The organism is Nocardia sp. NPDC003726 (assembly GCF_053586955.1).
Genome location: NZ_JBSFNF010000004.1, coordinates 266,931 through 292,957 on the forward strand (window position 1 = coordinate 266,931; position 26,027 = coordinate 292,957).

9 protein-coding genes and 1 pseudogene (1 of these 10 only partly in view) are annotated in these 26,027 nt (G+C 71.4%); 2 read left to right on the forward strand and 8 right to left on the reverse strand.

Annotated elements, in window-relative coordinates; all coding sequences use genetic code 11:
• The 7 genes and pseudogenes from ACWDMM_RS07660 to mftA form a co-directional block, all read right to left on the reverse strand.
• On the reverse strand, positions 1 to 16,228 hold the 5' portion of the coding sequence (locus ACWDMM_RS07660; protein ID WP_449936572.1) for a non-ribosomal peptide synthase/polyketide synthase. Its footprint begins 1,553 nt before the window's first position; 16,228 of the gene's 17,781 nt are visible here — the first part of the coding sequence; its start codon is at positions 16,226 to 16,228; its stop codon lies off the left edge, out of view.
• A gap of 387 nt (positions 16,229 to 16,615) precedes the next feature.
• Entirely contained in the window at positions 16,616 to 17,986 is a 1,371-nt protein-coding gene (locus tag ACWDMM_RS07665) for a GAF domain-containing protein (protein WP_195078284.1), read from the reverse strand.
• Positions 17,987 to 18,112: 126 nt separating this feature from the next.
• Positions 18,113 to 19,564, reverse strand: coding sequence for a mycofactocin dehydrogenase MftG (mftG, locus tag ACWDMM_RS07670; RefSeq protein ID WP_195078283.1), 1,452 nt, complete (start codon positions 19,562 to 19,564; stop codon positions 18,113 to 18,115).
• 100 nt (positions 19,565 to 19,664) lie between these two features.
• Complete coding sequence (gene mftF, locus ACWDMM_RS07675) at positions 19,665 to 21,065, reverse strand: mycofactocin biosynthesis glycosyltransferase MftF (RefSeq protein WP_195078282.1); 1,401 nt, start codon at positions 21,063 to 21,065, stop codon at positions 19,665 to 19,667.
• Between the two features lie 231 nt (positions 21,066 to 21,296).
• A complete protein-coding gene (gene mftC, locus ACWDMM_RS07680) occupies positions 21,297 to 22,607 on the reverse strand; it encodes a mycofactocin radical SAM maturase (RefSeq protein WP_449936665.1) in 1,311 nt (436 codons plus the stop codon).
• Positions 22,608 to 22,658: 51 nt separating this feature from the next.
• Positions 22,659 to 22,853 (reverse strand): annotated as a pseudogene (gene mftB, locus ACWDMM_RS07685) (mycofactocin biosynthesis chaperone MftB); the annotation flags it as partial.
• Positions 22,854 to 22,869: 16 nt separating this feature from the next.
• Entirely contained in the window at positions 22,870 to 22,965 is a 96-nt protein-coding gene (gene mftA / locus ACWDMM_RS07690) for a mycofactocin precursor MftA (RefSeq protein ID WP_157111451.1), read from the reverse strand.
• A gap of 400 nt (positions 22,966 to 23,365) precedes the next feature.
• On the opposite strand from mftA, the gene mftR2 reads away from it, so the two are divergent.
• Together mftR2 and ACWDMM_RS07700 are read left to right on the forward strand one after the other, a co-directional pair.
• A complete protein-coding gene (mftR2, locus tag ACWDMM_RS07695) occupies positions 23,366 to 24,004 on the forward strand; it encodes a mycofactocin system transcriptional regulator MftR2 (protein WP_195078280.1) in 639 nt (212 codons plus the stop codon).
• A 61-nt stretch (positions 24,005 to 24,065) separates the two neighbouring features.
• Positions 24,066 to 25,121: a 2Fe-2S iron-sulfur cluster-binding protein gene (locus tag ACWDMM_RS07700; protein WP_195078279.1), complete on the forward strand. Its 1,056-nt coding sequence runs from the start codon at positions 24,066 to 24,068 to the stop codon at positions 25,119 to 25,121.
• A gap of 71 nt (positions 25,122 to 25,192) precedes the next feature.
• Here ACWDMM_RS07700 and ACWDMM_RS07705 read toward each other — a convergent pair whose 3' ends face one another.
• Entirely contained in the window at positions 25,193 to 25,930 is a 738-nt protein-coding gene (locus ACWDMM_RS07705; protein WP_195078278.1) for a DNA alkylation repair protein, read from the reverse strand.
• Between the last annotated feature and the right edge of the window lie 97 nt (positions 25,931 to 26,027).

Sequence of the window (26,027 nt, forward strand, 5' to 3'; positions counted from 1 at the left end):
CCACGTCCAGCTCGCCGCGCAACCGCAGCGCCGTGGGGATGTGGTAGGCCGACGAGTCCGGCGCGAGCCGCTCGACCACCCAGATGCGCTGCTGCGCGGGCGCGAGCGGCGCCGGTCCGGCATGGTCCCTGCGGACCAGGGCGGGCCGCGCCGCGCCGCGCTCGCCGGCCGCGATGCGCTCGGCGAGGGCGGACGGCGTCGGGGCTTCGAAGATCGCGGCCACCGGGACATGGCCGCCGAGTGCCGCGCCGAGCCGGGCCGCGAGCCGGGTGGCCATCAGGGAGTTGCCGCCCCTGGCGAAGAAGTCGTCGTCCGCGCTCACCGACTCCACGCCGATGACCTCCGCGAACGCGTCCGCGACCAGGCGCTCCAGCGCACCGGCCGGTGCGCGGAAGGCCGCCTCGGCGAACACCGGCGCGGGCAGCGCGGCGCGATCGATCTTGCCGTTGGGCGTCAGCGGCAGCGCGGCCAGCACGACGACGGCGGCGGGCGTCATGTACCCGGGTAGCCGTGCGGCCACCGCCGCGCGCAGCGACGCGGCGAAGTCGGCGTAGGTGGGCGGATCAGCTTGGGGGACTGCGGCATACGCGATGAGCCGGGCCCCGGCGCGCTCGTCGGCTTTCGCCACCGCCACCGCCGCGGTCACCCCCGGCTGCCGCAGCAGGGCGGCCTCCACCTCACCGAGTTCGATGCGGAAGCCGCCGATCTGCACCTGGAAATCGGCGCGCTCGAGGTATTCCAGGGCGCCGTCGGGACGCCAGCGCACGATGTCGCCGGTGCGGTACATCCGCTCGCCCGCCGCCGCGCCGAGTTCCGCCGCGAACGGATCGGCCACGAAGCGGTCGGCGGTCAGCGCGGCACGGTTCTGGTAGCCGCGCGCCAGCTGTACCCCGGCGAGGTACAGCTCGCCCGGCACCCCGATCGGCGCGGGCCGCAGCCGGCTGTCCAGCACATAGACCCGGCTGTTCCAGGCGGGCGAGCCGATCGGGACGGTGTGCTCCGGCTCGGCGTCGACCGCGAACGCGGTGATCGACACCGCCGCCTCCGTGGGGCCGTAGAGGTTGTCCAGCGCGGTCCGGTCGCGGTGGCGGCGCAGGAAATCGGCGGCCGTTGCCTGGGGCAGCGCTTCGCCGATGGCAAGCACGTGGCGCAGGGTTTCCGGCAGCGCGGCGGCGGGCTCGGCCGCCAGCAGCATGCCGATCAGGGCGGGCACCGCGTGCAGCACGGTCACGCCGTGGCGGCGCAGCAGTGCGCGCAGCAGGTCCGGGTCGCGTTCGGCGCCGGGCGAGGTGACGATCAGCCGGCCGCCGGTGACCAGCGCGGACCAGAACTCCCACACCGACAGATCGAAGGTCGCGGGTGTCTTCAGCAGCACGCGATCATTCGGGCCGAGGCCGTATCGCGCCGCCAGCCAGGCGAGCTGATTGACGATCGCGGCGTGCGGAACCGTCACGCCCTTGGGCAGGCCCGTGGATCCGGAGGTGAAGACGATGTACGCCGGATGCTCCGGACGCAGCGGACGGACCCGTTCCGCGTCGGTGATCGGGGTCGCGGCGAACTCCGTGCCGTCGAGTCGATCGATCTCCATGACGGCGCAGCCGATGTCGAACGGAAAACCATCGCGCGAGGTGGTCAGCACGACAGCGGGCGCAGCGGTGGTCACGATATGGGCGACCCGCTCGGCGGGATGATCCGGATCGACGGGCACATAGGCCCCGCCCGCGCGCACCACGGCGTACATCGCGACCACCAGTTCGAACGAGCGGCGCATCGCCAGCACCACCGTCGACTCCGGTCCGACACACGATGCGATGAGCCTGCGCGCCAATCGGTTCACCCGGTCGTCGAACTCGGCGTAAAGCAGCTGGTCGCCGGTCGTCGCGTCCACCAGCGCGACCGCGTGCGGGCTGCGCGCGGTCCGCGCGTCGATCAGATCCGCCAGCGTGGCCCGTTGGACGGGCTGCCTGGTCCGGTTCCATTCGGCGAGCACCTGTGAACGGTCGGTTCCGAGCAGGTCGATGTCGCCGACCGGCAATTCCGGCCGTACCGCGATCGTTTCGAGCACCCGGCGCAGCTGAGCGGCGAACCGGAGCGCGGTCGCCCGCTCGAACAGATCCGTGGCGTACCCGAGCGACAGCTCGATGCCGTCGGGCTCGCCGTCGGCGTCGTAGGCGTCCACCGCGAACAGGTGCAGGTCGAATTGCGCCACGCCGGTGTCGAAGTCGAACTCGCGGACGTCGAGGCCCGGCAGCCGAAGCTGTCCGCGCTCGTGGTTCTGGAAGGAGTAGCCGACCTGGAACAGCGGGTGCCGTGCGGTGGAGCGCACGGGGTTGAGCACTTCCACCAGACGTTCGAACGGCACGGTCGCGTGTTCCAGCGCCGCCAGGTCGGCGGCCCGGGCCCGGGCCAGGAGTCCGGCGAACGACTCGCCGCCGTCGACGCCGACGCGCAACACGAGGGTGTTGACGAACATCCCGATCACGTCGTCCAGTTCGGCCGCGCCGCGTCCGGCCACCGGCGTGCCGATCGCGATGTCACCGGTGCCCGACCAGCGCGCGAGCAGCACGGCGAACGCGGTGTGCACCACCATGAACAGCGTCGCGCCGTGCCGTCGGCCGAGGGCGGCGAGATCCGCGTGCAGCCGGGCGCCGATGGTCAGCGGAACCTTGTCCCCGCGCAGGGTCTGCTTCGCTGGGCGAGGACGGTCGGTCGGCAGCGCCAGCTGATCCGGCAGTCCGGCCAGCGTCCTGGTCCAGAACCGGATCTCGCGCGCCGCCACCGATTCCGCGTCGTCCTCGGCGCCGAGCAGTTCGCGTTGCCACAGTGCGTAATCGGCGTACTGCACGGTCAGCGGCGTCCAGTCCGGCGCGGCGCCGTCGCGACGCGCGGTGTAGGCGACCATCAGGTCCCGCACGAACGGCGCGATGGAGGAGCCGTCGGCGGCGATGTGGTGCAGCACCGCGGCGAGCACGAACTCACTCCGCGCACCGGTGCGGACCACGCGGAACAGCCGTATCCGCACCGGAATCTCGGCGGTGACGTCGAAGGTCGTCTCCGCCAGCTCCCGCACCCGCCGCGGCAGCTCGTCTGCCGGGACATCGATGGGCGCCGGCGCGGGAGCGACGGCGGGTTCGGCGAGCTGCACCGGTTCCCCGTCGATTTCGGGGTAGCGGGTGCGCAGCGTTTCGTGCCGTGCCACCACGTCGCCGAGCGCGGCCCGCAACGCGGGCACGTCCAGCTCACCGGACAGCCGCAGAGCCACCGGGATGTTGTAGGCGGTGGAGGACCGATCGAACCGGTTGAGGAACCACATGCGCTGCTGCGCCGGCGAGAGCGGCACCCGCTCCGGACGCGCCGCCGCCACCAGCGCGGGCCTGCTGCCTCCCATCGCCACCGCGCTCGCCGCCGCCGCCAGGTCCGCGACCCGGGGCGCTTCGAACAGCGCCCGCACACCGACCGTCCGGCCCAGCGCCGCACCGATCCGGGTGACCGCTTTGGCGGCCAGCAGAGAACTGCCGCCGAGCGCGAAGAAGTCGTCGTCGGCGCCGACACGCTCGGCGCCGAGCACTTCGGCGAACACCTGCGCCACGACCCGTTCGCTCGGTGTGGACGGCGCCCGGTAGGCGGTCGATTCGAACCGTGGCGCGGGTAGCGCGGCGCGGTCCAGCTTCCCGTTGACCGTCAACGGGATATGCGGCACCGGGACGATCGCGGCGGGCACCATGTGCTCGGGCAGGCGGTACACCAGGGCTTGGCGCAGCGCGGCGGGGTCGATCGAGTCGTCCGCGGCGACCACGTACGCGACGATGCGCGGTTCGTCCACCAGATCCGCGCGCACCACAACGGCCACTTCCCGCACCGTTTCGGACGCCTCCAGCAGCGCGGCCTCGATCTCACCGAGTTCGACGCGGAAGCCGCGCAGGTTCACCTGCTGGTCGGCGCGCCCGAGGTACTCCAGCTCCCCGTCGGCGGTCCACCGGGCCAGATCACCGGAGCGGTAGGTGAGCGATCCGTCGCCCGCGTACGGGTCGGCGACGAAGCGGCCCGCGGTGAGGGCCGGACGGTGCAGGTAGCCGCGCGCCAGTTGGCCGCCGGAGACGTAGATCTCGCCGGGCACTCCCACCGGGACCGGCCGCAACCGGTCGTCGAGCAGCCGGACGGTCAGTCCTGGCAGTCCCGCGCCGATCACGCTCGCGGAGCCGGTGCGTCCGTCGATCTCGCGGTAGGACACGTGCACCGTGGTCTCGGTGATGCCGTACATGTTCACCAGGCGGGGCGCGTCCGGGTAGCGGGCGAACCAACCCGCGAGCCGCTGCGGCTCCAGCGCCTCGCCGCCGAAGACGACGGTGCGCAAGGCGAACGCGGCGGGTTCCGGCTCGGCCAGATCGACCGCGACGAGCTGATAGAACGCCGACGGGGTCTGGTTGAGCACGGTGACCCGCTCGGCGATCAGCAGTTCGCGGAACTGCCGCGGTGAGCGGGAGGTGTAGTAGTCGACCACCACCACCGTCGCGCCCGACAGCAGCGGACCCCACAGTTCCCACACCGAGAAGTCGAAGGCGTAGGAGTGGAACATGGTCCACACGTCCGCCGGGCCGAAGCCGAAGCGCCGTCGCGTGTTGTCCAACAGCCGCAGCACGTTGCGATGCGGCACCACAACGCCTTTCGGCCTGCCGGTGGAGCCGGAAGTGTAGATGACGTAGGCCGCGTCGCCGGAGCGCAGCGGGGTGCGCCGGTCCGCGTCGGTGATCGGCGCGCCGCTGAATTCGGTGAGATTCGGCGCGTCGACATCGATCACCGGTCCGCCGAACCAGCCGCGCGGCAACTCGGTGGCGGCTCCTGCGATCGCGCAGATCGGTCTCGCGTCGTCCAGGACGTATTCGATGCGGTCGTCCGGGTAGGCCGGATCGATCGGCAGGTACGCGCCGCCCGCTTTGAGGACCGCGAGCAAGGCGACCACCAACTCCGCCGAGCGGGGCAGCGCGACGGCCACCAGCGCTTCCGGCCCGACGCCCGCGGCGACCAGCCGTCGCGCCAACCGGTTGGACCAGTCGTCGAGTTCGGCGTAGGCCAGTGACCGCGCGCCGTCGCGCACCGCGACGGCGGCCGGGTCCAGCGCGGCGGCCCGCGCGAAACGCTCGGCCAGGCTGCCGGTGACGTCCACGACGCCCGCCGCACCGACGGGCCATTCGTACAGGGCGCGATGCTGTTCCTCGGCGCTGAGCAACTGGATGTCGCCGACGACCACCGTGGGATCGGCGGCGATGGCGGCCAGCACCTGGGTGAACCGCCTGCCGAGCACGGCGATCGAGGGCGCGTCGAAAAGGTCGATGGCGTAGCGGATCTCGACCTGCATGCCGTCGGCGCGCCCGTCCGGGTCGTTCGACTCGAGCACGGTGAACTGCAGGTCGAATTCGGCGACGGGCGCGTCGAACTCCTGCGCGCGCACCCGCAGGCCGGGCAGTTCCAGGTCGGGCAGGGTGAAGTTCTGGAAGGTCAGCGCCACTTGGAACAGCGGATGACGGTTGCGCGCGCGGGCCGGCGCGAGCAGTTCGACGAGCCGTTCGAACGGCGCGTCGGCGTGCGAGAGCGCGTCGAGGTCTTGATCGCGCACCGCGTCGAGCAAGGTCTCGAACCTGGCTCTGGTGTCGACGGCGGTGCGCAGCACCAGCGTGTTCACGAACATGCCGACGAGCCGGTCCAGCTCCGCGTCACCGCGTCCGGCGACCGGGGTGCCGATCGCGATGTCCGAGCTGCCCGACAGCCGGGCCAGCAGCACCGCCATCGCCGCGTGCACCGTGCTGAACAGCGTGGTCTCGCGTTTGCGCGCCAGCTCGCCCAGTTCGCTGTGCAGATCGGAATCGATCCGCAGGCGGTGCGTCGCGCCGCGATAGGAGGAGACCGGGGGACGCGGGCGATCGGTCGGCAGTTCGAGTTGCTCGGGCAGGCCGTCCAGGGCGGTGCGCCAGAAGTCGAGCTGCCGCTCGGTGTCGGCGAGGTCGGCCTGCCAGAGCGTGTAGTCGGCGTACTGCACCGGCAGGGGGTCCCACGCGGGCGCGGCGGCGGCCCGGCGCGCCGAGTAGGCGGTCATCAGATCCTCGGCCAGCGGTCCGAGCGAGAATCCGTCCGCGGCGATGTGGTGCAGCACCAGGGCGAGCACGTGCTCCGTGCTCGGCGCGCCGTCGATCGCGAACAGCGCGGCGCGCAGCGGGGTGTCGGTGGTCAGATCGAACGGCGCGGCAGCCAGCTCCCGAAGCCTATCCGGCACAGCGGTTTCGGCCAGTCGAGTGACGGGAAGTCCGGGCGCGGCTTGCGGCAGGACCCGTTGTTCGGGCCCCTCCGGACCGTCCGGGTAGACGGTGCGCAAGATCTCGTGCCGGGCGGCCACGTCGGCGAGAGCGGCGGTCATCGCCGCGATGTCCAGTTCACCGGACAGGCGCAGCGCGACCGGGATGTTGTCGATCGCGTCGGCGGCGGCGGCTTGCTCGGCGGCGTGGAAGCGGTTGACGAACCAGACGCGCTGCTGGGCCGGCGACAGCGGGACGCGCCGCGGCCGCGGGCGGGGGCGCAGCGGGACGCGTCCGCCCTCGCCTCGATGCGTTTCGGCGCGGACGGCCAGCGCGGCGACCGTCGGCGCGTCGAACAGCGCCCGCACCGGTATCCGGGTATCGAGCGCGGAGCCGAGCCGGGCCACCACCCTGGCGGCGGTGAGCGAATTGCCGCCCAGGGCGAAGAAGTCGTCGTCCAGGCCCACCCGTTCGACGCCGAGCAGCTCACCGAACGCGGCGGCGACGAGCCGCTGCACCGGTGTGGCGGGCGCACGGAACCGCGCGGGCTCCGCCGCGGGCGCCGGTAGGGCGCGGCGGTCCAGCTTGCCGGAGGCGTTGACCGGGAACTCGGGCAGGACGACGTATGCCGAGGGAATCATGTACGCCGGTAGTCGCCGGGTCAGCGTCGCTTCGAGCGCCCCGAGCTCGAGGTCCGCGCCGGAGGCGGGCACCAGGTAGGCGACGAGCCGCTCGCCGGTCCCGGCGTCGTCGCGCACGAGCACGACTGCCTGCGCGATTTCGTCCAAGCCGGTCAGCGCCTGTTCGATCTCGCCGAGCTCGATACGCAGACCACGCAACTTCACCTGGAAGTCGGTACGGCCCAAGTACTCGAGCTCACCGTGCTCGGTCCAGACCACCAAGTCACCCGTGCGGTACATCCGCGCACCCGGCTCACCGAACGGGTTCGCGACGAACCGGTCACCGGTCAGATCCGGGCGCGCGACATAGCCACGGGCGAGCTGGACGCCCGCGAGGTACAGCTCACCCGCGACACCCACGGGAACCGGGCGCAACCGAGCATCCAGCACGAACACCTGCGTGTTGAACACCGGAGCACCGATCGGCACCGTCTCGACATCGGCATCCACGACCTCGTGGAAAGTGACGTCGACCGCCGCTTCGGTCGGACCGTACAAGTTGTGCAAGGACGCGCCGGTCAACTCCCGCAAACGATGCGCGGGCTTGGGCGGCAACGCCTCACCCGAGGCGAACACCAACCGCAACGAACCACACTGCGCCGCAGCCACATCAGCAACGAACACCGCGAGCATCGACGGCACGAAATGGGTAACCGTCACCCGCTCGGCGCTGATGACCTCAGCCAGATAGGCCGGGTCACGATGCCCATCCGGCTTCGCCACCACCAACCGCGCACCGATCTGCAACGGCCAGAAGAACTCCCACACCGACACATCGAACGTCGCGGGCGTCTTCTGCAACACCACATCAGCCGGCGTCAACCGGTAGGCAGTCTGCATCCACACCAGGCGGTTGACGATCGCCGAATGCGGAACCGCCACACCCTTCGGACGACCCGTCGAACCCGACGTGAAAATGACATAAGCGCAGTTCGACGGCGTGAGCGTGCCCAGCCGATCCGCGTCGGTGAGCGGCGCACCGGCGTAATCGCCGGTGTCGAACAGATCGACATCCAGCACCGCCCACATCCCGGCGTCCCGGCCGGACAGGTCGAGCCCGTCCACGGAGCGGGTCAGCACGCAGACCGGACGCACCGTCCGCAGCATGTCGGCGATCCGTTCGGCCGGATGCTCCGGATCGATGGGCACGTAGGCTCCCCCGGCCGCGAGCACCGCGTACAGGGCGATCACGAGATCGGCCGACCGCCGCATGCCCACCGCCACCGGCTGGTCCGGCCGCACGCCGACGGACACCAGCAGCCTGCCCAACCGGTGCACCCGGTCCGCGAACTCGGCGTAGGTGAGCGATGCGCCGTCGCAGGTCACCGCGATCGCTTCCGGCGTCAGCGCCGCCTGCGCCTCGAACAGCGATACGAGCGTCGCGCCCGGATCCACCGGATGCCCGGTGGCGTTCCAGGTGTCCAGGATGCGGGCGCGCTCCCCTGGGCTCAGGACGTCGATCGCGCCGACGGGCGCCTGCGGGTCGGCGGCCACCGCGTCCAGCACCCGGCGCAGGCGCAGCGCGAACGACGCGACGGTGGCCGGGTCGAACAGATCGGTCGCGTATTCGAAGACCGCCGCGAGACCGGACTCGTCCTGGGCCACCGACAGGTGCAGATCGAATTTGGCCGTGCCCGTGTCGATGTCGAGCCCGCATACGGTCAGGCCGGGCAGCTCGAGTTCGGTGCGCGCGGTGTTCCGCAGGTCCAGCATCACCTGGAACAACGGGTGCCTGGCCGCCGACCGCTCCGGCGCGAGCACCTCCACCAAGCGCTCGAACGGCGCGTCGGCGTTCGCGAAAGCGGCCAGGTCGCGATCGCGCACCGCCGCGACCAAGCCGGCGAAGGTCAGCTCGGGACGGACGTCGGCGCGCAGCACGACGGTGTTCACGAACATGCCCACCAGTTCGTCCAGCGCCCGCTCACCGCGACCGGCCACCGGGGTGCCGATCACGATGTCCTGCTGTCCGGACAATCGGGCCAGCAGCGTGGCGAACGCCGCGTGCAGCACCATGAACAGCGAGGCGTTCGCTCCGTCCGCGAGCGCGCGCAACCGGCGCAGCGTCGCGGCATCGACGGTGAACGCATGGCGCGCGCCGCGACCCGACGCGACGGCCGGGCGCGGCCGGTCGGCGGGCAGCGTCGTCAGGTCCGGCAGACCGGCCAGCTCGCCCTGCCAGAACCGGATCTGCTCGGCCAGCATAGAACCGGAGTCGTCCTCGGAACCGAGTGTCTCCCGCTGCCACAGCGCATAGTCGGCGTACTGGACGGCAAGCGGCGTCCATTCGGGTGCTCCGCCCGCGTGGCGCGCGGCGTAGGCGCGCATGAGATCACGGGTGAGCGGTGCGAGCGACCAACCGTCGGCGCCGATGTGGTGCAGAGCGACGACGAGCACATGGTGCTCCGCGCCGACGCGCAGCAGGACGAGGCGCACCGGCGGCTCGCGATCCACCCGGAACGGCGTGGCCACCAGTTCCCGAATCCGCTCGGTCAGCCGCCGCTCGTCGATCGACTCCGCCACCAGCGCGACCCGCGCCTCCCCGACCGGAAGCGCCAGTTGATACGGAATGCCGTCCGCGGCCGGGTAGATCGTGCGCAGGGACTCGTGCCTGGCGAGCACGTCGAGCACCGCGTCGGCCAGCGCCGCCTGGTCGAGCGCGCCGCGCAGCCGGATGGCAGCCACCAGATTGTCGGCCACCGAGTCCGCGTCGAACTGGTTGAGGAACCACATGCGCTGCTGCGCGTAGGACAGCGGGATCAGCGCGGGACGCGGCCCGGCGACCAGCGGCGCCCGTTTGCGCGCCCGGCCGCAGGACAGGTGCGCGGCCAGCGCGGCCACGGTCGGGTGCTCGAACAGCGCCCGCACCGGCACTTCGGCGTCCAGCGCGTCCGCCAGGCGGGCCGCGATCTGCGTGGCGACCAGCGAGTTGCCGCCCAAAGCGAAGAAGTCGTCGTCCGAGCCGACCGGATCGACGTCGAGCACCTGCCCGAACACCGCGGCGACGGCCCGCTCCGCTGGCGTGCCCGGCGCACGGAAGGCCCTGGTGACCGGCACGGGATCGGGCAGCGCCTTGCGGTCCAGCTTGCCGGAGGGAGTCAGCGGCATCGCGGCGAGCGGGACGTACGCGGTGGGCACCATGTACGAGGGCAGCACGGGGCGCAGCCGCCGCTCCAGCTCCGCGGTTAGCCGGTCGGGGGCGATCGCGCCGACCACGTAAGCGGCCAGCGTCTGCCCGGAGGGCTGCGCGACGATCCGGACCGCCGCCGCGCGCACGTCGTCCATGGCGAGCAGGGCGGCCTCGATCTCGCCGAGTTCGATCCGCTGCCCGCGCAGCTTCACCTGGAAATCGCCGCGGCCCAGGTACTCCAGTGCGCCGTCGCGGCGGCGGCGCACCAGATCACCGGTCCGGTACATCCGGCTGCCCGCCGGTCCGTACGGGTCGGCGACGAAACGCTGCGCGCTCAGGTCGGCGCGGCCGTGGTAGCCGCGCGCCAGCTGCACGCCGGACAGGTACAACTCGCCGACCACCGCGTCCGGAACCGGTCGTAACCGATCGTCGAGGACCATGGCCCGGCTGCCCGGCACCGGAAGCCCGATCGGTGCGGGACCGCTCGCGGCCGGGTCGACGGGGGCGTGCGTCGCGTGCACGGTGAATTCGGTGGGGCCGTAGAGGTTGTGCAGCCGCGCGTGACTCACCGCGGCGAACGCGGCGGCGGCCTCACCGGTCAACGCCTCCCCCGCGACCAGCACGGTGCGCAGGGACGCGATCTCCTCCGGCGCGGCGGCGCCGGCGAACACCGTGAGCACGGACGGAACGAACGAGGTCATCGTGACGCGGTGCGCGGCGATGGTCGCGGCGAGATACCGGGGATCGCGGTGCCCGTCGTGGTCGGCCACCACGATCCGCGCGCCCCGGGTGAGCGGCGCGAACAGCTCCCACACCGACACGTCGAAGGTGGCAGGGGTCTTGAACAGCACGACGTCGCCCGCGGCGATCCGGTATTCCTCCGCGATCCACCTGATCTGATTGACCGCCGAATCATGCTGCACCGCCACGCCTTTGGGACGTCCGGTCGATCCGGACGTGAAGAGGACGTACGCCGCGCACGCCGCGCGCAACGGGGCGAGGCGATCCGCGTCGCCGACCGGCGCGGCGGAGTATCCGGCCACCGCAGGGGCATCGGCCGTGACGACCGGCGTCGCGGGGAGGCCCGCGAGCGCGCACCGATCGGCGAATTCGGCCGCCTCCGCTCGCGAGCGAGTGAGCACGCACGTCGGGCGGGCCGCGGCGATCACCTGGGCGATCCTGGCCGCGGGCTGGTCCGGGTCCACCGGCACGTACCCACCCCCCGCGGTCAGCACCGCGTACGCGGCCACCACGAGATCGACCGAACGCCGCATGCCGAGCACGACCAGCCGCTCGGGGCCGACGCCCGCGGCGATCAGCCGCCGCGCCAGCCGGTTGACCGCGCCCGCGAACTGCGCATAGGTCAGCCGCCGCTCGGCGTCGAGCACCGCGACCGCGTCCGGCGTGCTGCGCACCTGCGCCTCGAACGCGTCCAGCAGAGTCTCCGCCGGGTCGTGCGCAGCCACGGGAGCCCGCCCGGCCTCCAGCGCGCGGGCTTGCTCGTCCGGGTCGAGCAATGGCAGGTCGCGCACCGCGATCGCGGGATCAGCGGTGATCGCCCACAAGAAGCCGATCAGCCCGCGGACGTACCCCGCGATGGTGGCTTCGTCGAACAGATCGGTGGCGTAGGTGAATTCCGCGGGAACGCCCGCCGGTGCCGAACCTTCCCCGAGTCCGGCGCCGGCGGCGTTCTCGGTGACCGTGAGCTGGAGATCCAGCTTGGTCACTCCGGTGTCCAGGGTACTGGTGACGACCGACAGTTCGGGCAGTTCGAAGGCGATTGCCTCGGCATTGTCGAAGGCGAGCAGCACTTGGAAGAGCGGATGGCGCGCCTGCGAGCGCGGCGGATCCACCGCCGCGACCACCCGCTCGAACGGCAGTTCGGCATGGCCGAAGGCGGCGAGGTCGCCCGCGCGCACCCGCGCCAGCAAGGCGGTGAACGGCTCGGCCGCCTCGACCCTGGTCCGCAGCGCGAGGGTGTTGACGAACATGCCGATCAAGTCGTCGAGCGCGCGGTCGCCCCGGCCGCCGACCGGGGTGCCGATCACGATGTCGTCGCCGCCGGACAGCCGCGCCAGCAAGGCGACCAGCGCGGCGTGGGTCAGCATGAAGGAGGAAACGCCGCGCGCGCGGGCGAGTTCGCGCATCCGGGCGACCAGTTCGCCGGGGAACTCGAAGCCGAACACCGCGCCGCGACCGGAGGCCACCGCGGGGCGGGGCCGGTCGGCGGGCAGGTCGAGCTGGTCGGGCGCGCCCGCGAGCGCATCGGTCCAGAAGGACGACTGAGCGGCCGCGAACGATTCGTCCGCGGAGCCGAGCAGTTCGTGCTGCCACAGGCTGTAGTCGGCGTACTGCACCGGCAGCGGAGCCCATGCGGGCGCGCTGCCGCCGCGCCGCGCCCCGTAGGCGGTCATCACGTCGCGGGCGAGCACGCGCAGCGAGAGCCCGTCGGCGGCGATGTGGTGCAGGACCAGCGCGAGCGCGTGGGTGCCGTCGTCCACCGCGAAGATGCGGGCCCGGATCGGGATCTCGCGTTCCACGTCGAAGCCACCGGCGGCGAACGCCCTCAGCCGCCCGTCCAGCTCGGCGGCGGCGATCGCCTCCGGCGCGCCCGCCACCTCCGCCGCGGGCAGCACCACTTGCCGTGCCGCGGGACCGGTGCCGTCGCCCGGCAGCGCGGGGAAGATCGTGCGCAGCACCTCGTGGCGGATGACCAGATCGTCGAGCGCCTGCCGCAGTGCGGTGACGTCCACCGCGCCACGCAACCGCACCACGAACGGCATGTTGTAGCTCGCGCCCGGCTCGAAACGGTTCAGAAACCAGATGCGCTGCTGCGCCGGGGAAAGCGGAACCAGCGGCGGCCGTGGCCGTGCCCGCAGCTGCGCGACCAAGGACGCGCCGCCGGATCCACCGGCCCGCTCGACGACCCCGGCGAGTTCGGCCACCGTGCAGGCGGCGAACACGTCGCGGACTCCGAGCGGGCAGTTCAGGTCGGCGGACAGCCGGGCGGCGACCTGCGTGGCCACCAGACTGTTTCCGCCGAGTGCGAAGAAGTCGTCGTCGCGACCGACCAGCTTGTTACCGAGCACTTCGGCGAACACCCGCGCGATCGCCCGCTCCACAGGGGTCGCGGGCGCGGTGTAACCGGTGGAAGCCCTGCTCGGAGCCGGTAGGGCGGCGCGATCCAGCTTCCCGGAAGCGTTCACCGGCAAGGTGTCCAGCAGCACGTAGGCGGCGGGCGCCATATATCCGGGCAGCGCTTCGGCCGCCGCCGCGCGCAGCCGTTCGGTCCGCACGGCTCCCGGCCGCGCCGCGACGACGTAGGCCACCAGTTGCGCGCCGACACCCGCGTCGTCGCGCGCCACGACCACCGCGCGATCGACCCCGTCCACCCTGGCGAGCACGGCCTCGATCTCGCCGGGCTCGACGCGCAGGCCGCGCAGCTTCACCTGGAAGTCCGTGCGTCCGAGGTATTCCAGCTCCCCCTGCGGGGTCCACCGCACCAGGTCACCGGTGCGATACATCCGGTCACCGGCCCGCGCGGGCCCGGCCGGGCCGCCGAACGGGTCGGCCACGAACCGCGCCGCGGTGAGCTCCGGCCGCGCCACGTAGCCCCGGGCGAGCTGTACCCCCGACAGATACAGCTCACCCGGCGCCCCGACCGGCACCGGCCGAAGCCGCGAGTCGAGCACATAGAGCCTGGTGTTGAACACCGGCGCACCGATCGGCACCGAGAGGGTATCGGTGTCGGTGACTTCGTGAAAGGTGACGTCGACCGCCGCTTCCGTCGGACCGTACAGATTGTGCAGGCGAACGCCGGTGAGTTCGCGCATCCGCTGGGCCAGCGCCGCGGGCAGGGCCTCCCCGGAGGCGAACACCGTGCGCAGCGGCGTGCGGAACGCGGCGGGCTGATCGGCGAGGAACGCCGCGAGCATGGAGGGTACGAAATGCGCTGTGGTGATGCCATATTCGTCGATGACGCGGCGCAGATAAGCGGGATCGCGGTGCCCGTCCGGCTGGGCGAGCACCAGCGTCGCGCCGATCTGCAACGGCCAGAAGAATTCCCACACCGAGACGTCGAACGTGGCCGGAGTCTTCTGCAGCACAACGTCTCGCGCCGATAGTCGGTAGGTCTGCTGCATCCACACCAACCGGTTGACGATCGCGCGGTGGGTGATGGCGACGCCCTTGGGCAGACCGGTCGATCCGGAGGTGAAGATCACATACGCCGGGTGCTCCGGCCGCAGGGCCGCGACTCGTTCCCGGTCCCATATCGGCCCCGTCCCGGCCGTCTCGTCGGCCTGGTCCACCCGCACCACCGGCAGGCCGGACAGCTCCGGCGGCAGGTCGTCCCCGGTGATCAGCGCGCACGCCGGACGGGCCGTCGCCAGGATGTGCGCCGTGCGCTCCGGCGGGTGGTCCGGGTCGAGCGGCAGGTAGGCGCCACCCGCGGCGAGCACCGCGTACATCGCGATCACCAGTTCCGGCGAGCGCGGCAGGTGCAGCGCAACCAGCGTTTCCGGCCCGACGCCCAGCGCGATCAGCCTGCGGGCGAGCCCGTTGGCGCGCGCGGCGAGCTCGCGGTAGGTGAGGTCGGGCGCACCGGCGGCCCGCAGCGCCACCGCGCTCGGCGTGCGGGCCGCCTGCGCCTCGAACATCGACACCAGCGTCGCCACGGGAGCGAAGCCGGGCCCGCGACCCGGCAGCCGCGCTTCCACGTCGAATCCCGTCTCGTTCCAGATCCGGGTGCTGACCTCGAGTTCCAGCTCGGTCGCGACCTCGACCGCGGCGAGCGCGGTGTCCGGCTCGGTGGCGACCAGGCGCTCCAGGTAGCGGAGGAACCTGGCGTGCTGCCGTGCGACGTCGTCGGCGGTGTACAGGTGCGGATTGGCCTCGAAGTCCACGTGCACGCGGTCCAGGTCGCCGTAGTAGACGTTGAGGCTCAGGTCCTCGACCGGGCCGGTGGACAGCACGTGGTACCGCCCGGCCGTGGCGCCGAGGGTCAGGTCGCTGCGGAACAGCATGATGTTGGCCAGCGGCCCGAAGAGCCCGCGCCGCGCCGGACCCGCGGCGCGCTCGGCATCCCGCTGGATGTCCTCGTGGCGGTAGCGCTGGTGGCGCAGCGCCCCGGCGACCTCGACGCGGGTGGCGCGCAGCAACGCGCCCCAGCTGCCGTCGACCGGCAACCGCAGCGGCACGATGTTCGACAGCATGCCCGCCGAGCGCCGCAGCCCCGCGGTGGTCCGCGCGGTCACCGGCAGGCTCAGCACCGCCTCGTCCCGGTCGGTGAGCCGTCCCAGATAGGCGGCGAACGCCGCGAGCAGCACCACCGCGAGCGTCGAATCCTGGCTCGCGGCAAGGGCGTTCATCCGCTCGACGAGCTCGGGCGCGAGCCCTCGCCCCGCGGTGAGGTTGGTCGCGCGGCGGTGCGCGCGGCGACCGGCGAGGCTGGTCGCTCCGTCCAGCCCGGCCACCCGCCCGGCCCAGTGCGCGCGATCGGCCTCGAACCGGGCGCTGCTGCGGTAGGCGAGTTCGGACTGGGTCAGGGAGGCGAGGGTGCCGGGCCGCACGGGTTCGGGTTCGATGCCGAGCACCCGCGCGGTGTACCGCTCGGCCACCCGCTTGGTGTTGGTGAGCGCGCCGTAACCGTCCAGCACGATGTGATGGGCCCGCAGATACCAGAAGTACCGCTGCTCGGCGACCCGCAGCACCGCGCCCGCGAACAGCCGGTCGGCGCGCAGGTCGACCGGCGCGCTCGCGTCCGCGCGCATCCAGGCGTGCGCCGCGGCCACCGGGTCGGTCTCCTCCCGCAGGTCGATCAGCGGGATGTCGACCGAGAGGCCGAAGTCGACGCACTGGTGCGGCACCCCGCCGGATTCCCCGATCCGCACCAGCACCGACTGGTACTCGCGGGCCGCTTCGACCGAGACCTCTTGCAGCAGAACGGCATCCAGCTCACCGCGCACGTCCACGTACTGCGCGACGTTGACCGGCACGTCCGGCTCGAGCAGCTGCGCGTACCAGACACCGAGCTGCGCGGGCGCCAAGGCGAACGGCTCGGCGGCCCCGGACGGCTTCGGCCCGACGGAACGCGGCGGCAACGCGCTGGCCCCACCCAACTCCGTATCGTGCACCAGAGCCTCCTACTCGGCGGAAAAGCGGCTGTCCGAACGCTTTCGAGCAGCACGAACAAGCCGCTGCGCCCGGCTGCCCAGCCCGGACGCATGGCGTCGGCCACCACGTGGATTCGATGAGAGCGCGAGCGGTGCTCGGGCACGCTCGCGCGGAAAGCCGCCAATCCTCCAACGTCATCGCCGTGGAGCGAGCGCCACGGCTATGTCAGCTACGTCACACGGTCCTGATCCGTGCAGTGCGAACATTAGGCGCTTCGTTAATAAAAAGGAACAATTTGCACTAAAAACTTCTGGACGGTCGTCCAGCGCGGCTACCAGGGCCGGAAGTCCAGGCAAAGCGCGATGCGCGATCGCGGACGACCGCGGCGACACCGATGGCTGTGCAGATTATGAGCCGAAACGTTGCATTCGCGTTGCATCGGCGCCGAGACGGCGGTCCAGCACCCGGATCTTGGCCTCGATCTGCGCGTACAGCGGCGAGTCGCGATCGACCGTGGCGCGGTAGGCGGCCCATGCCGCGGCGTCGTCGCGACCCTCAGGGCACGCGGTCCACCGGCGCAGCACCGCGGCGTCGCCCGAAGCCAGTACCGCGGTGCGCAATCTGACCCGCAATTCGTCGCGAATGTCGATGATGCCCGGCGCGGTCGAGCGCGGCAGCACCGGCCCGGCATGGAGACGTAATGCGGAATCGACATCACCGGAGTCGAGCGCGGCGCGCAACGCCTCCACATCGGTTGCGACCGGAACACGCAAACGGTAGGGGCGCGAATCGAACACGGCCGGTCCGACCACCGCACGCAACCGGGACACGGCCGCGCGGATGGTGCCGTTGTCCAGATCGGTGTCGTCGAGCAGCAGCGCGAGATGATCGGCGCCGAGCCCCTCCGGATGTTCGGCCAGCAGCAGCAGGATCTCGGCATGCCGCTGCGACAGGGGCACCCGGTCCTCCGCGACGCTCAGTTGCGGCTGCCCGAGACCGAGCACGTCGAGCGCGAGCCGGCCGGCCGGGTGCGGCTGCGCCGGGTCGCGCCTGCCGCCACCGTCCGCGCGACGCTCGCCGGAGCGCATCGCGGTGAGCAGCAGGTCCATCTCCGCGGCCGTCGCGGTGGCTTTGACCAAGGCGAGGATCTCCGGTTTCGCCACGCGGACACCGCCTGCGATCATCAGCACCCCCACCAGCCTGCCGTCCGGATCGTGCACCGGCGCCGCCGCTCCGGTGATCTGATGCATCCGGTGCAGGAAGTGCTCCGGGCCGTGGATCCACGCGGCGCGCCCGGTGCGCACCACCAGGCCGACCGCGTTCGTCCCGATGCGGCGTTCGCTCAGGTCGTCACCGGCGCGCAGGCCGATCTCCGCGGCGGCCGCGACCTGCTCGGCGCCGCCGTGCACGGACAGCACCCGGCCGAACTGATCGGCCACCACGACGATCAGACCCGTTCTGGCCGTGTCTTGTACGAGCAGTTTGTCGATCAGCGGCATGAGCGCGGCCATCGGATGCGCCTGGAAATAGCGCTGCAGGTCGGCGCCGCGCAGACCGCGGCCGTCGACCGCGTCCATCGGGTCGATTCCACCGCGCAGACTGCGCAGCCAGGACTCCAGCACGGCGGGACGCAGCAGACCGGCGAGGCGGGCAAGTTGATCGCCACCCGCGCCGAGATATCCGTGCGCCTTCGCGGCGTAGACTTCGAGCGCACCGAGTTGGGCGCCCGGCTCGACGCCCGGCCGTGGGGGTCGCCCACCTGCGATGTTGCTGACCATTTGCCTTTCTTTCCCGCCCCAAACTGTACCGGCGCATTCGAAGCGGCAACGACCGATGTTGGGCTTTGTCCGCCAGGTCACACCCGGTGCGCATCCCCGAACATTGTGACCGAACCGTCTTTCACTTCATGCCGACAGGTGTGCGGCCGCTTTTTCCGCGATCATCATGGTCGTAGCCTGCGGACCACGACCGAGTGGCACCGGGACCACGGACAGATCCACCACGGACAACCCGGTAACTCCGTGCACCCGGCACCGCTCGTCCACCACGGCCGCCGCATCGTTTTCCCGGCCCATTCGACAGGTGCCGGACAAATGTTGCGAGGTGGCGAGATTCGCGCGTAACCAGCCGTCCAGATCCGCCGGTCGCGGAATCGGATCGACCGGCCGCGCGTTCATTCGTCGCAGCAGCCCGCCGGCGGTCGCCACCGCGTCGCGTAATCGGGCGCGGTCCGCTTCGGCGCTCAAGTAGCGATAGTCGATCAGCGGGGCGGCGGCGGGGTCGGCCGACCGCAAGCGCAGCACCCCGGAGGATCGCGGACGCATCAGGGTGACGCCGAGCCGGTGCACCCCGGGCGTGAACGACACGGCGTACGGCCGGATTTCGACATCGTCGACTTCGAGCACCGTCTCCAGCGGGACGGTCGGCGGTTGGGCCACGTTCAGCAGGTAGGAGATGCCCACTTCCGGATGGTCGCTGAGCCAGGCGCCGACCGGAGCGGCGTGCACGACCGGGATGCCGAGGGAGCGCGACTGTTCCGGGTCGCCGATGCCGGAGCGCAGCAGCAGCGTGGCCGACTCGATCGCGCCCGCGCACAGCACGATGCGGTCGGCCCACTCGACGCCGCTCTCGCCGTCGCGGACGTACTCCACGCCGACCGCCCTGGTTCCGTCGAAGCGGACGCGCGTGACCAGCGTTCCCCCGGCGACGCTCAGGTTCGGGCGGGCCAGCGCGGGCAGCAGATAGCCGATCGAAGGACCGATCCGCCTCCCCTCATCGCAATTGCACGGCACCGCGCCTACTCCCTCACCGCTGCCGGGCGCATTGAGGTCGGGTATCTCGGCGAATCCGGCCGCGCGGCAGGCCTGCTCGAACGCCGCGCTCACCGGCGCTGGAGCCGAGCCGCGCACCACGGGGATCGGGCCGCGATCGCCGTGCCAGGGCTGCGCGCCGAAGTCGAGGTCGCGTTCGATCCGGCAATAGAACGGAAGCACGGCGTCGAACGACCAGGCGTCCGAGCCGCCGAGCGCCCGGCTCCATGCTTCGAAATCCGCCACCGTGGCGCGGACGAAGTACCCGCCGTTGACCGCCCCCGAGCCGCCGATCACCTTGCCGCGCACGATGGTTGCCGGCACCGGCGGGTCGTCGGCGAGGACCACCTCGTACCGCCACAGCCATTCCGCCTCCGGACCGATCGGCAGCGCCGCGGCGGCGAGCAGTTCGGCGGGCATCGCGTCGCGGCTGGTCCACAATCGCCCCGCCTCGAGCAGCCGCACCGTGTGCGCCGGATCGGCGCTCAACCGCTCCGCCAGGACACACCCGGCGGTACCGCCCCCGACGATGAGCGTGTCGGCCATTCGGACTCCCGTCTCAGTATCTCGTCGCGGTCCGCGTCGCCGGGAAGCGGCGCGGCGAGGGTGCGGGCAAGATCCAGGTCATCGCGGGCGATCGGGTCGATCAGTGGGATGGTGTGGTCGGTTTCAGCGCTTCCACGCTGCGCGCGCGGAACGCACCCAGCCACAGGCCGGTGCCGTAGGCGATGTCATCGAGGCGCTTGTAGACCGCGTAGCGCACCGGGTCCAGCCCGCCCGAGTCGCGGTGGGTGAACCAGTCGGCCAGGCCGTCGGCGACGGCCATGGTGATGGCGATGCGCCGCACGCGCCCGGAGAAGACCATCGCCAGCAGCGTGATCGGCCAGTAGTGCCTGCACATCGCCGAGGCCAGCCGCCACAGTCCGGCGAAGAAGCCCCGCGCCAGGTAGATCGCGGCGATCCGGGTCGGGTTGTCCAACCCGGCGAAGACGCGGCGCAACCGGGCCAGCGCGGTGATCAGCGTGACGATGCCGCCGACCAGGCCCCACTTGGTGAGCGTGGCGAACAGGAACGCGGCCAGCACCGTCCAGGACGGCACCGACAGCGGCGAGACCGTTCCCGCGTGCCGCTCGCCCAGCGGCGCCGCGCCGGTGCCGTAGAACAGCTTGCGGCCGAACCACGCGCGGAAGGACACCCGGTGGTCGTGGGCCACGTGCGCCGCGGGCTCGTAGCGCAGCCGCCAGCCCGCGCGCTCCAGCCGCCAGCACAGGTCGACGTCCTCGGCGACGTGCATCGACTCGTCGAAGCCGCCCTGCTCCAGCAGCGCCCTGCGCCGGGCCAGCAGCGCCGCGCTCGGCACGTAGGACACCAGCCCGCGCGAGTGCACCGCCGCCTCCCGCCTGCCCAGGTCCAGCGAGGAGCGGGTGTGCTCGTAACGCGCCAGCGCGTTGGACTCCGGGTCCAGCGCGACGATCCGCGGGGCGACCAGCGCCACCCCCGGGTCGCTGAAGTGGCCGAGCATCACTTCCAGCCACCCGCTGCGCGGCACCACGTCGGAATCGAGGAACGCGACGAAGTCGGTGGTCGCCGCCCGTAAGCCGGCATTGCGCGCGGCCGCGGGGCCCTGTTTGCGGTCGTGCCGCAGCACGGTCACCCGGCAGCGGGTGCCGCGGTTACGCGGTATCCGGACCGGCTGGTCGGACCCGTCGTCGACCACGATGACGTTGTGCCCGCGCAACGCCGACAGCAGCCGTGCCAGCCCTTCGGCGTTGTTGTGCAGCGGCACGATGACGGTGACGTCCTCCGGCGAAGGCAGCAGCCGGGGGCGGGGGTTGGCCACTCCGGAGTCGAGCAGCCGTCTGGCTACGACGGCGGACTTGGGACCGGTCACCTCGAGGTACCCGTCGCCGATCATCTCGGCGGCCTCCGGGGCAAGTCGCAGCAACCTGGCCGGCGAACCGCCGATCAGAACCCGCCCGCCGGAGTATGCGCGTACCCGAGGATCGATCCGCACCCCGAATCCGTCGGGCAGGCGATCATGGCGCATTCCTGGCATGCTAGGCGGACTTTCGCGAGCAGACATCAACAGTCCGGAAAAAACGGCGGAATTTCGGGCGAAACCGGCCCGCCACCGGAACGGCCGCGCGCCGCACCCGATGCCGAGGGTTCGCCCGCACCCACTTCCCAGCATCCGGCAACGTGACGGCTATCGCCCGGTCCACAACCGGACGATAGCCAATCCCCGTACTGGAGCATACTTTCAGCAAACTTCACGGCCTCAGGCCAGCGGGCTCTCGTCGCAGGCCCGGGCGGGACGGCGTTCCGGCGTGAATCCGGCCGGGCGCGTCGCACTGAGCGTCAACGGGACCGGCCCGCTCCTGCGCCCACCCGCGCGCGGCGTGACCCGGCGGGAATGGTCGACCGACGAACGCGGGATCATCCGCGCCGTGTCGGCCAACGCCGCCTCGCCGTAGCCCTGGACGCACTCCGGATCCGGCCCGTCGGCGGGCAGCCCGGTGAAGAACTTCGCCGCCATGCAACCGCCCCGGCAGGCGTCGTAATGACTGCACGACGCGCACGCGCCGCCGCCGCTGGGCTCGCGCAGTTCCCCGAACAGTTCCGAGGATCGCCACACGGCCTCGAAACCGCTGTCGCTCACCACGTTTCCGGCGCGGAACCGGTCGTGAATGGCGAACGGGCACGCATAGACGTCACCCACCGGGTCGACCAGGCAGACCACCCGGCCCGCGCCGCACATGTTCAGGCCGGGCAGCGCCTGACCGAACGCCGACAGGTGGAAGAACGAGTCGCCGGTGAGCACGCCATCGCCATTGCGCAGCAACCAGTCGTAGAGGACGCGCTGCTGGTCGGGCGTCGGGTGCAGCTCGTCCCACACGTCCGCGCCCCGGCCCGACGGCCGCAACCTGGTCAGACGCAAGGTGGCGCCGTACCTTTCGGCGATGGCGCGGAACTGGTCGAGCTGAGCGATGTTGTGCCTGGTCGCCACCACCGACAGCTTCGCGTCCCTGAACCCCGCCGCGGCGAGGTTCTCCAGCGCGCGAATGGCCATGGCGTAGGAGCCGGGGCCGCGCACGGCGTCGTTGACCTCGGCGTCGGCGCCGTCCAGCGACACCTGCACGTCGACGTAGTCGCTGGCCGCGAGCCGGGCCGCGATCTCGGGAGTGATCCTGACCCCGTTGGTGGAGAACTTCACGCCCACGTGATGCGCGGTCGCGTAGTCGACCAGTTCCCAGAAGTCCGGGCGCACCGTGGGCTCGCCGCCGCCGATGTTCACGTAGAACACCTGCATGCGCTCGAACTCATCGATCAGCGCCTTGCACTGCTCGGTACTCAGCTCGCGCGGGTCACGGCGCCCCGAGGACGACAGGCAGTGCACGCAGGACAGGTTGCAGGCGTAGGTGAGTTCCCAGGTCAGGCAGATCGGCGCGGCGAGACCGGACTCGAAGCGGTCCACCAGGCGGACCGCCGCGTCCGACGGCGGGACCACCCCCGCCGTCGACGGCGGCGCCGTGGCCGCGCTCGCGACGGAGGACGCCGTCGGTGCGCCGGCCGGCGCACCGATGATCATGTCGGATTCGGCGAGCTGTGTCAGCGCTTTGGCGTAAGCCGCCGCGCTCGCGTCCGCCACGCCCGCCGCGCGCAGGGCCGCGCGGGCCGACGCGTGCTCCGGCAGCGACCGGACGATCTCGACGATCCGCGGACTCTTCAGGAAGGAGAGCTTGCGCGTGCCGAAGTGGTAGAGCAGCGCGCCGAACGGCTCCGGACGCAGCGCCACTCTCGGATGCAGCTGCCAGCGGGTCTCGAGATCGAGCATCGTCGTCGACCGCCCGTCAGTAGACGCCGCACATGCCGTCGATGGACACCTCTTCGATGAGGCTCTCCTCGACCAGCGGGGCCTCTTCGGCCGACCGCGCGGCGGCCTCCATCCGTCCGGTGTTGTCGGTGTCTGCGTGTCCGGTGGACCCGTATTCCGGCATGGCTACCTCCGCGAGGACGATCCGTGTGCGAACTGCACGGCGCAGTCCGTGCTCACACAATAACGTCATGAACTGACAAAAGAACAGGTTTCAGTCATAGTTCCGGCGAGCGGGGAGGCACCGGCCGCCGCGCGCCGGGCGAGAGGCCGCCGCGTCCGGGAGCCGAGCGGAACAGGCGGCGACGAGGCCGGCGCACGGCGCTCTAGACTGCGGGTGGCAAGCAGCTGAACAGAACGTGACGGGCGGCACGCCCGCAGCGGTAGAGGTGGCATGGGAGTCGGACGAATGCAGGCGAACGGGGGCGGCGGCACACGGTCGTGCGCGCGACGGGCTCGGAGGCGGAAGCGCCTTGCGTAACCACGGAGGGCCCGCGAGCACCACGAACGGCACACTGTCGGAGTCCGAGATCGTCGAGGCCGCGCTGCGGGTGGTACGCGAGGACGGCGTGGAGAAACTATCGATGCGGCGACTGTCGCGCGAACTCGGCGTCTCCCCCATGGCGCCCTACTACTACGTCGCCGACAAGCGCGAGCTGCTCGACCTGGTCGCCAGCGCGGCACTCACCGGAGTGCGCACGCCACCAGCGGAATCCGGCTCCTGGCAGCACCGGTTGCGCGATCTGGTCGACCAGATCGACGAGAAGCTGCGCAAGTATCCCGGCCTCGGCGACATCCTGATCGAGCAGATGCTGGGCAAACAGCTGGACCTGATCGCCGCGATCATGGACATCCTCGACGAAGCGGGGTTCGGCGATCGCAACATCCTCGCCGCCTACGCCACCATCCACACCTACCTGTTCGGCCGCAGCCGGGTGAACCCCCGCGACCGCTCCGCACCGGCCGACGTCACGCTGCCACCGGTGGTCGAGCGGGCCACCCGGTACATCGGCGACCTGCGCGGACGCTACTCCTACGACTTCGGCATGGAGGTGCTGATCGCCGGTCTGGAGGCCCAGCTTGTCCGCCAGGCGGCCACCGACGTACGATGAAACTGAAACACGTTCTAGTTTTGGCGTCGCGGGATGCCCGTGCCAGGTTCGAGAGGACGACATGACCACTGTCGAGGTTCCCCACGGCTCGCGCTCGGTCGTGCTGCGGGTGTCCGCGGTCATCGCCGAGACGGCCGACACCCGCTCACTGGTCTTCGACGTTCCCGACGAGCTGGCCGAGAAGTTCCGCTACCAGCCGGGACAGTTCCTGACCCTGCGCATTCCCAGCGACCGGACCGGCTCGGTGGCGCGCTGCTACTCCCTGGCCAGCTCGCCCTACACCGACGACCGCCCGAAGGTGACCGTCAAGCGGACCGACGGCGGCTACGGGTCCAACTGGGTGTGCGACAACGTGAAAGAGGGCGACCGGATCGAGGTGCTGCCGCCCTCGGGCGTCTTCACCCCGGCCGACCTCGACGACGACCTGCTGTTGTTCGGCGCGGGCAGCGGCATCACGCCGGTCATGTCCATCCTCAAGTCGGCGCTGGCCCGCGGCACCGGCCGCATCGTGCTGGTCTACGCCAACCGCGACCACGAGTCCGTGATCTTCGCAGGCGAGCTGCGCGATCTGGCGGAAAAGCACCCGCAGCGGCTCACCGTGATCCACTGGCTCGAGTACCTGCAGGGCCTGCCGACGGCCGACGCGCTGGCCACCCTGGTCGCCCCGTACCGCGGCTACGACGCGTTCATGTGCGGGCCGAAGCCGTTCATGGACCGGGTGCACGACGCGCTCGCGCAACTGGGCGTGCCGCGCAGCCGCACGCACGCCGAGGTGTTCAACTCGCTGGCCGGCGACCCGTTCGCCGACCAGGCGCCGGTCGAGATCTCCGCGGAGGAGGCGGCCGACGCGGCGACCGTCGAGGTCGAACTCGACGGCGAAGTGCACGAATTGACCTGGCCCCGCAAGCAGACACTGGTGGACATCATGCTGGCCAAGGGACTGGACGTGCCCTATTCCTGCCAGGAAGGCGAATGCGGTTCGTGCGCGTGCACGGTACTCGAGGGCAAGGTCGAAATGGACAACGCCGAAATCCTCGACCCGGAGGATATCGAGAACGGCTATATCCTCGGCTGCCAGGCGCATCCGGTGACCGACCACCTGAAGATCCAGTTCTGAGCGCGCCGGTAGTTCGAACGCACTATCGCGTTCTGCCGCGATAGCGGGATTTGCCGATCCATTGCGGCGGCCTATCGCGCGCGGTATTCCGCGCGGAGTTCCTGCGGCAGATGCTCGGTCGCATAGCTCAACGCGGTGCGTCCCATGGCGGCGGCGTGCCGGTCGAGGAATCCGGTCAGCAGGTCGCGGTCGACGCGCTTGCCGACTTCGCGCAGCATCCAGCCCAGCGCCTTCTGGATCAGATCGTGCCGGTCGCCGAGCAGCAGTTCGCCCAGCGCGAAGGTGGTCGAGGCGTCACCGGCCTTGATGAAGGCGAAGGTGGACAGCAGTGCCACCCTCCGCTCCCACAGCGACTGTGATTCCGCCAGCTCGAACAGCAGATCACGCGGTTTGTCCAGCAGCCACGGGCCGACGATGTGCTCCGCCGACACGTCCACGAGATCCCAGTTGTTCACCCGGCCCCGGCGCACGGCCGCCAGATACAGCCGCACCATGGCGGCGCGCGCGGCGTCGTCGAAGGAGCGCGGCCTGGACGCCGCGGCGAATCGCGCGTTCAAGATGACCAGCGCGGCGAACCGATCCTCGTGCACGTCGCTGTCGAGCAGCCGATCGATCTCCTCGAGCGGAAGCGCAGCGAAACGCTTGGCGACCCGGCGGCTCGCCGGAACCCGGACCCCGAGGAACACCTCGCCCTCGCCGTACTCACCTGGCCCGGTCTTGAAGAATCGCCGCAGGTTCGCCGCGTCGGCCGGGTCGGCCAGTTCCCGCAGCGCCGCGCGCACGTCGGCCGCGGTCACCGAGTCGGTCATCGAGCCATGCTCCTGTTCCCTCCCTCCGCGCCGCGCCTTCGGCGAAGTCCGCACCGCACGCGGTGGCGCCGGTCGTCAGCACGGCGGACGCGGTGCC

Coding starts and splice junctions, on each gene's coding strand:
- mftF (WP_195078282.1), bottom strand. CDS start 21,065: ATGCGCCATGATCGCCTGCCCGACGGATTCGGGGTGCGGATCGATCCT.
- ACWDMM_RS07665 (WP_195078284.1), bottom strand. CDS start 17,986: ATGGTCAGCAACATCGCAGGTGGGCGACCCCCACGGCCGGGCGTCGAG.
- ACWDMM_RS07705 (WP_195078278.1), bottom strand. CDS start 25,930: ATGACCGACTCGGTGACCGCGGCCGACGTGCGCGCGGCGCTGCGGGAA.
- mftC (WP_449936665.1), bottom strand. CDS start 22,607: ATGATCATCGGTGCGCCGGCCGGCGCACCGACGGCGTCCTCCGTCGCG.
- mftA (WP_157111451.1), bottom strand. CDS start 22,965: ATGGAGGCCGCCGCGCGGTCGGCCGAAGAGGCCCCGCTGGTCGAGGAG.
- mftG (WP_195078283.1), bottom strand. CDS start 19,564: ATGGCCGACACGCTCATCGTCGGGGGCGGTACCGCCGGGTGTGTCCTG.
- ACWDMM_RS07700 (WP_195078279.1), top strand. CDS start 24,066: ATGACCACTGTCGAGGTTCCCCACGGCTCGCGCTCGGTCGTGCTGCGG.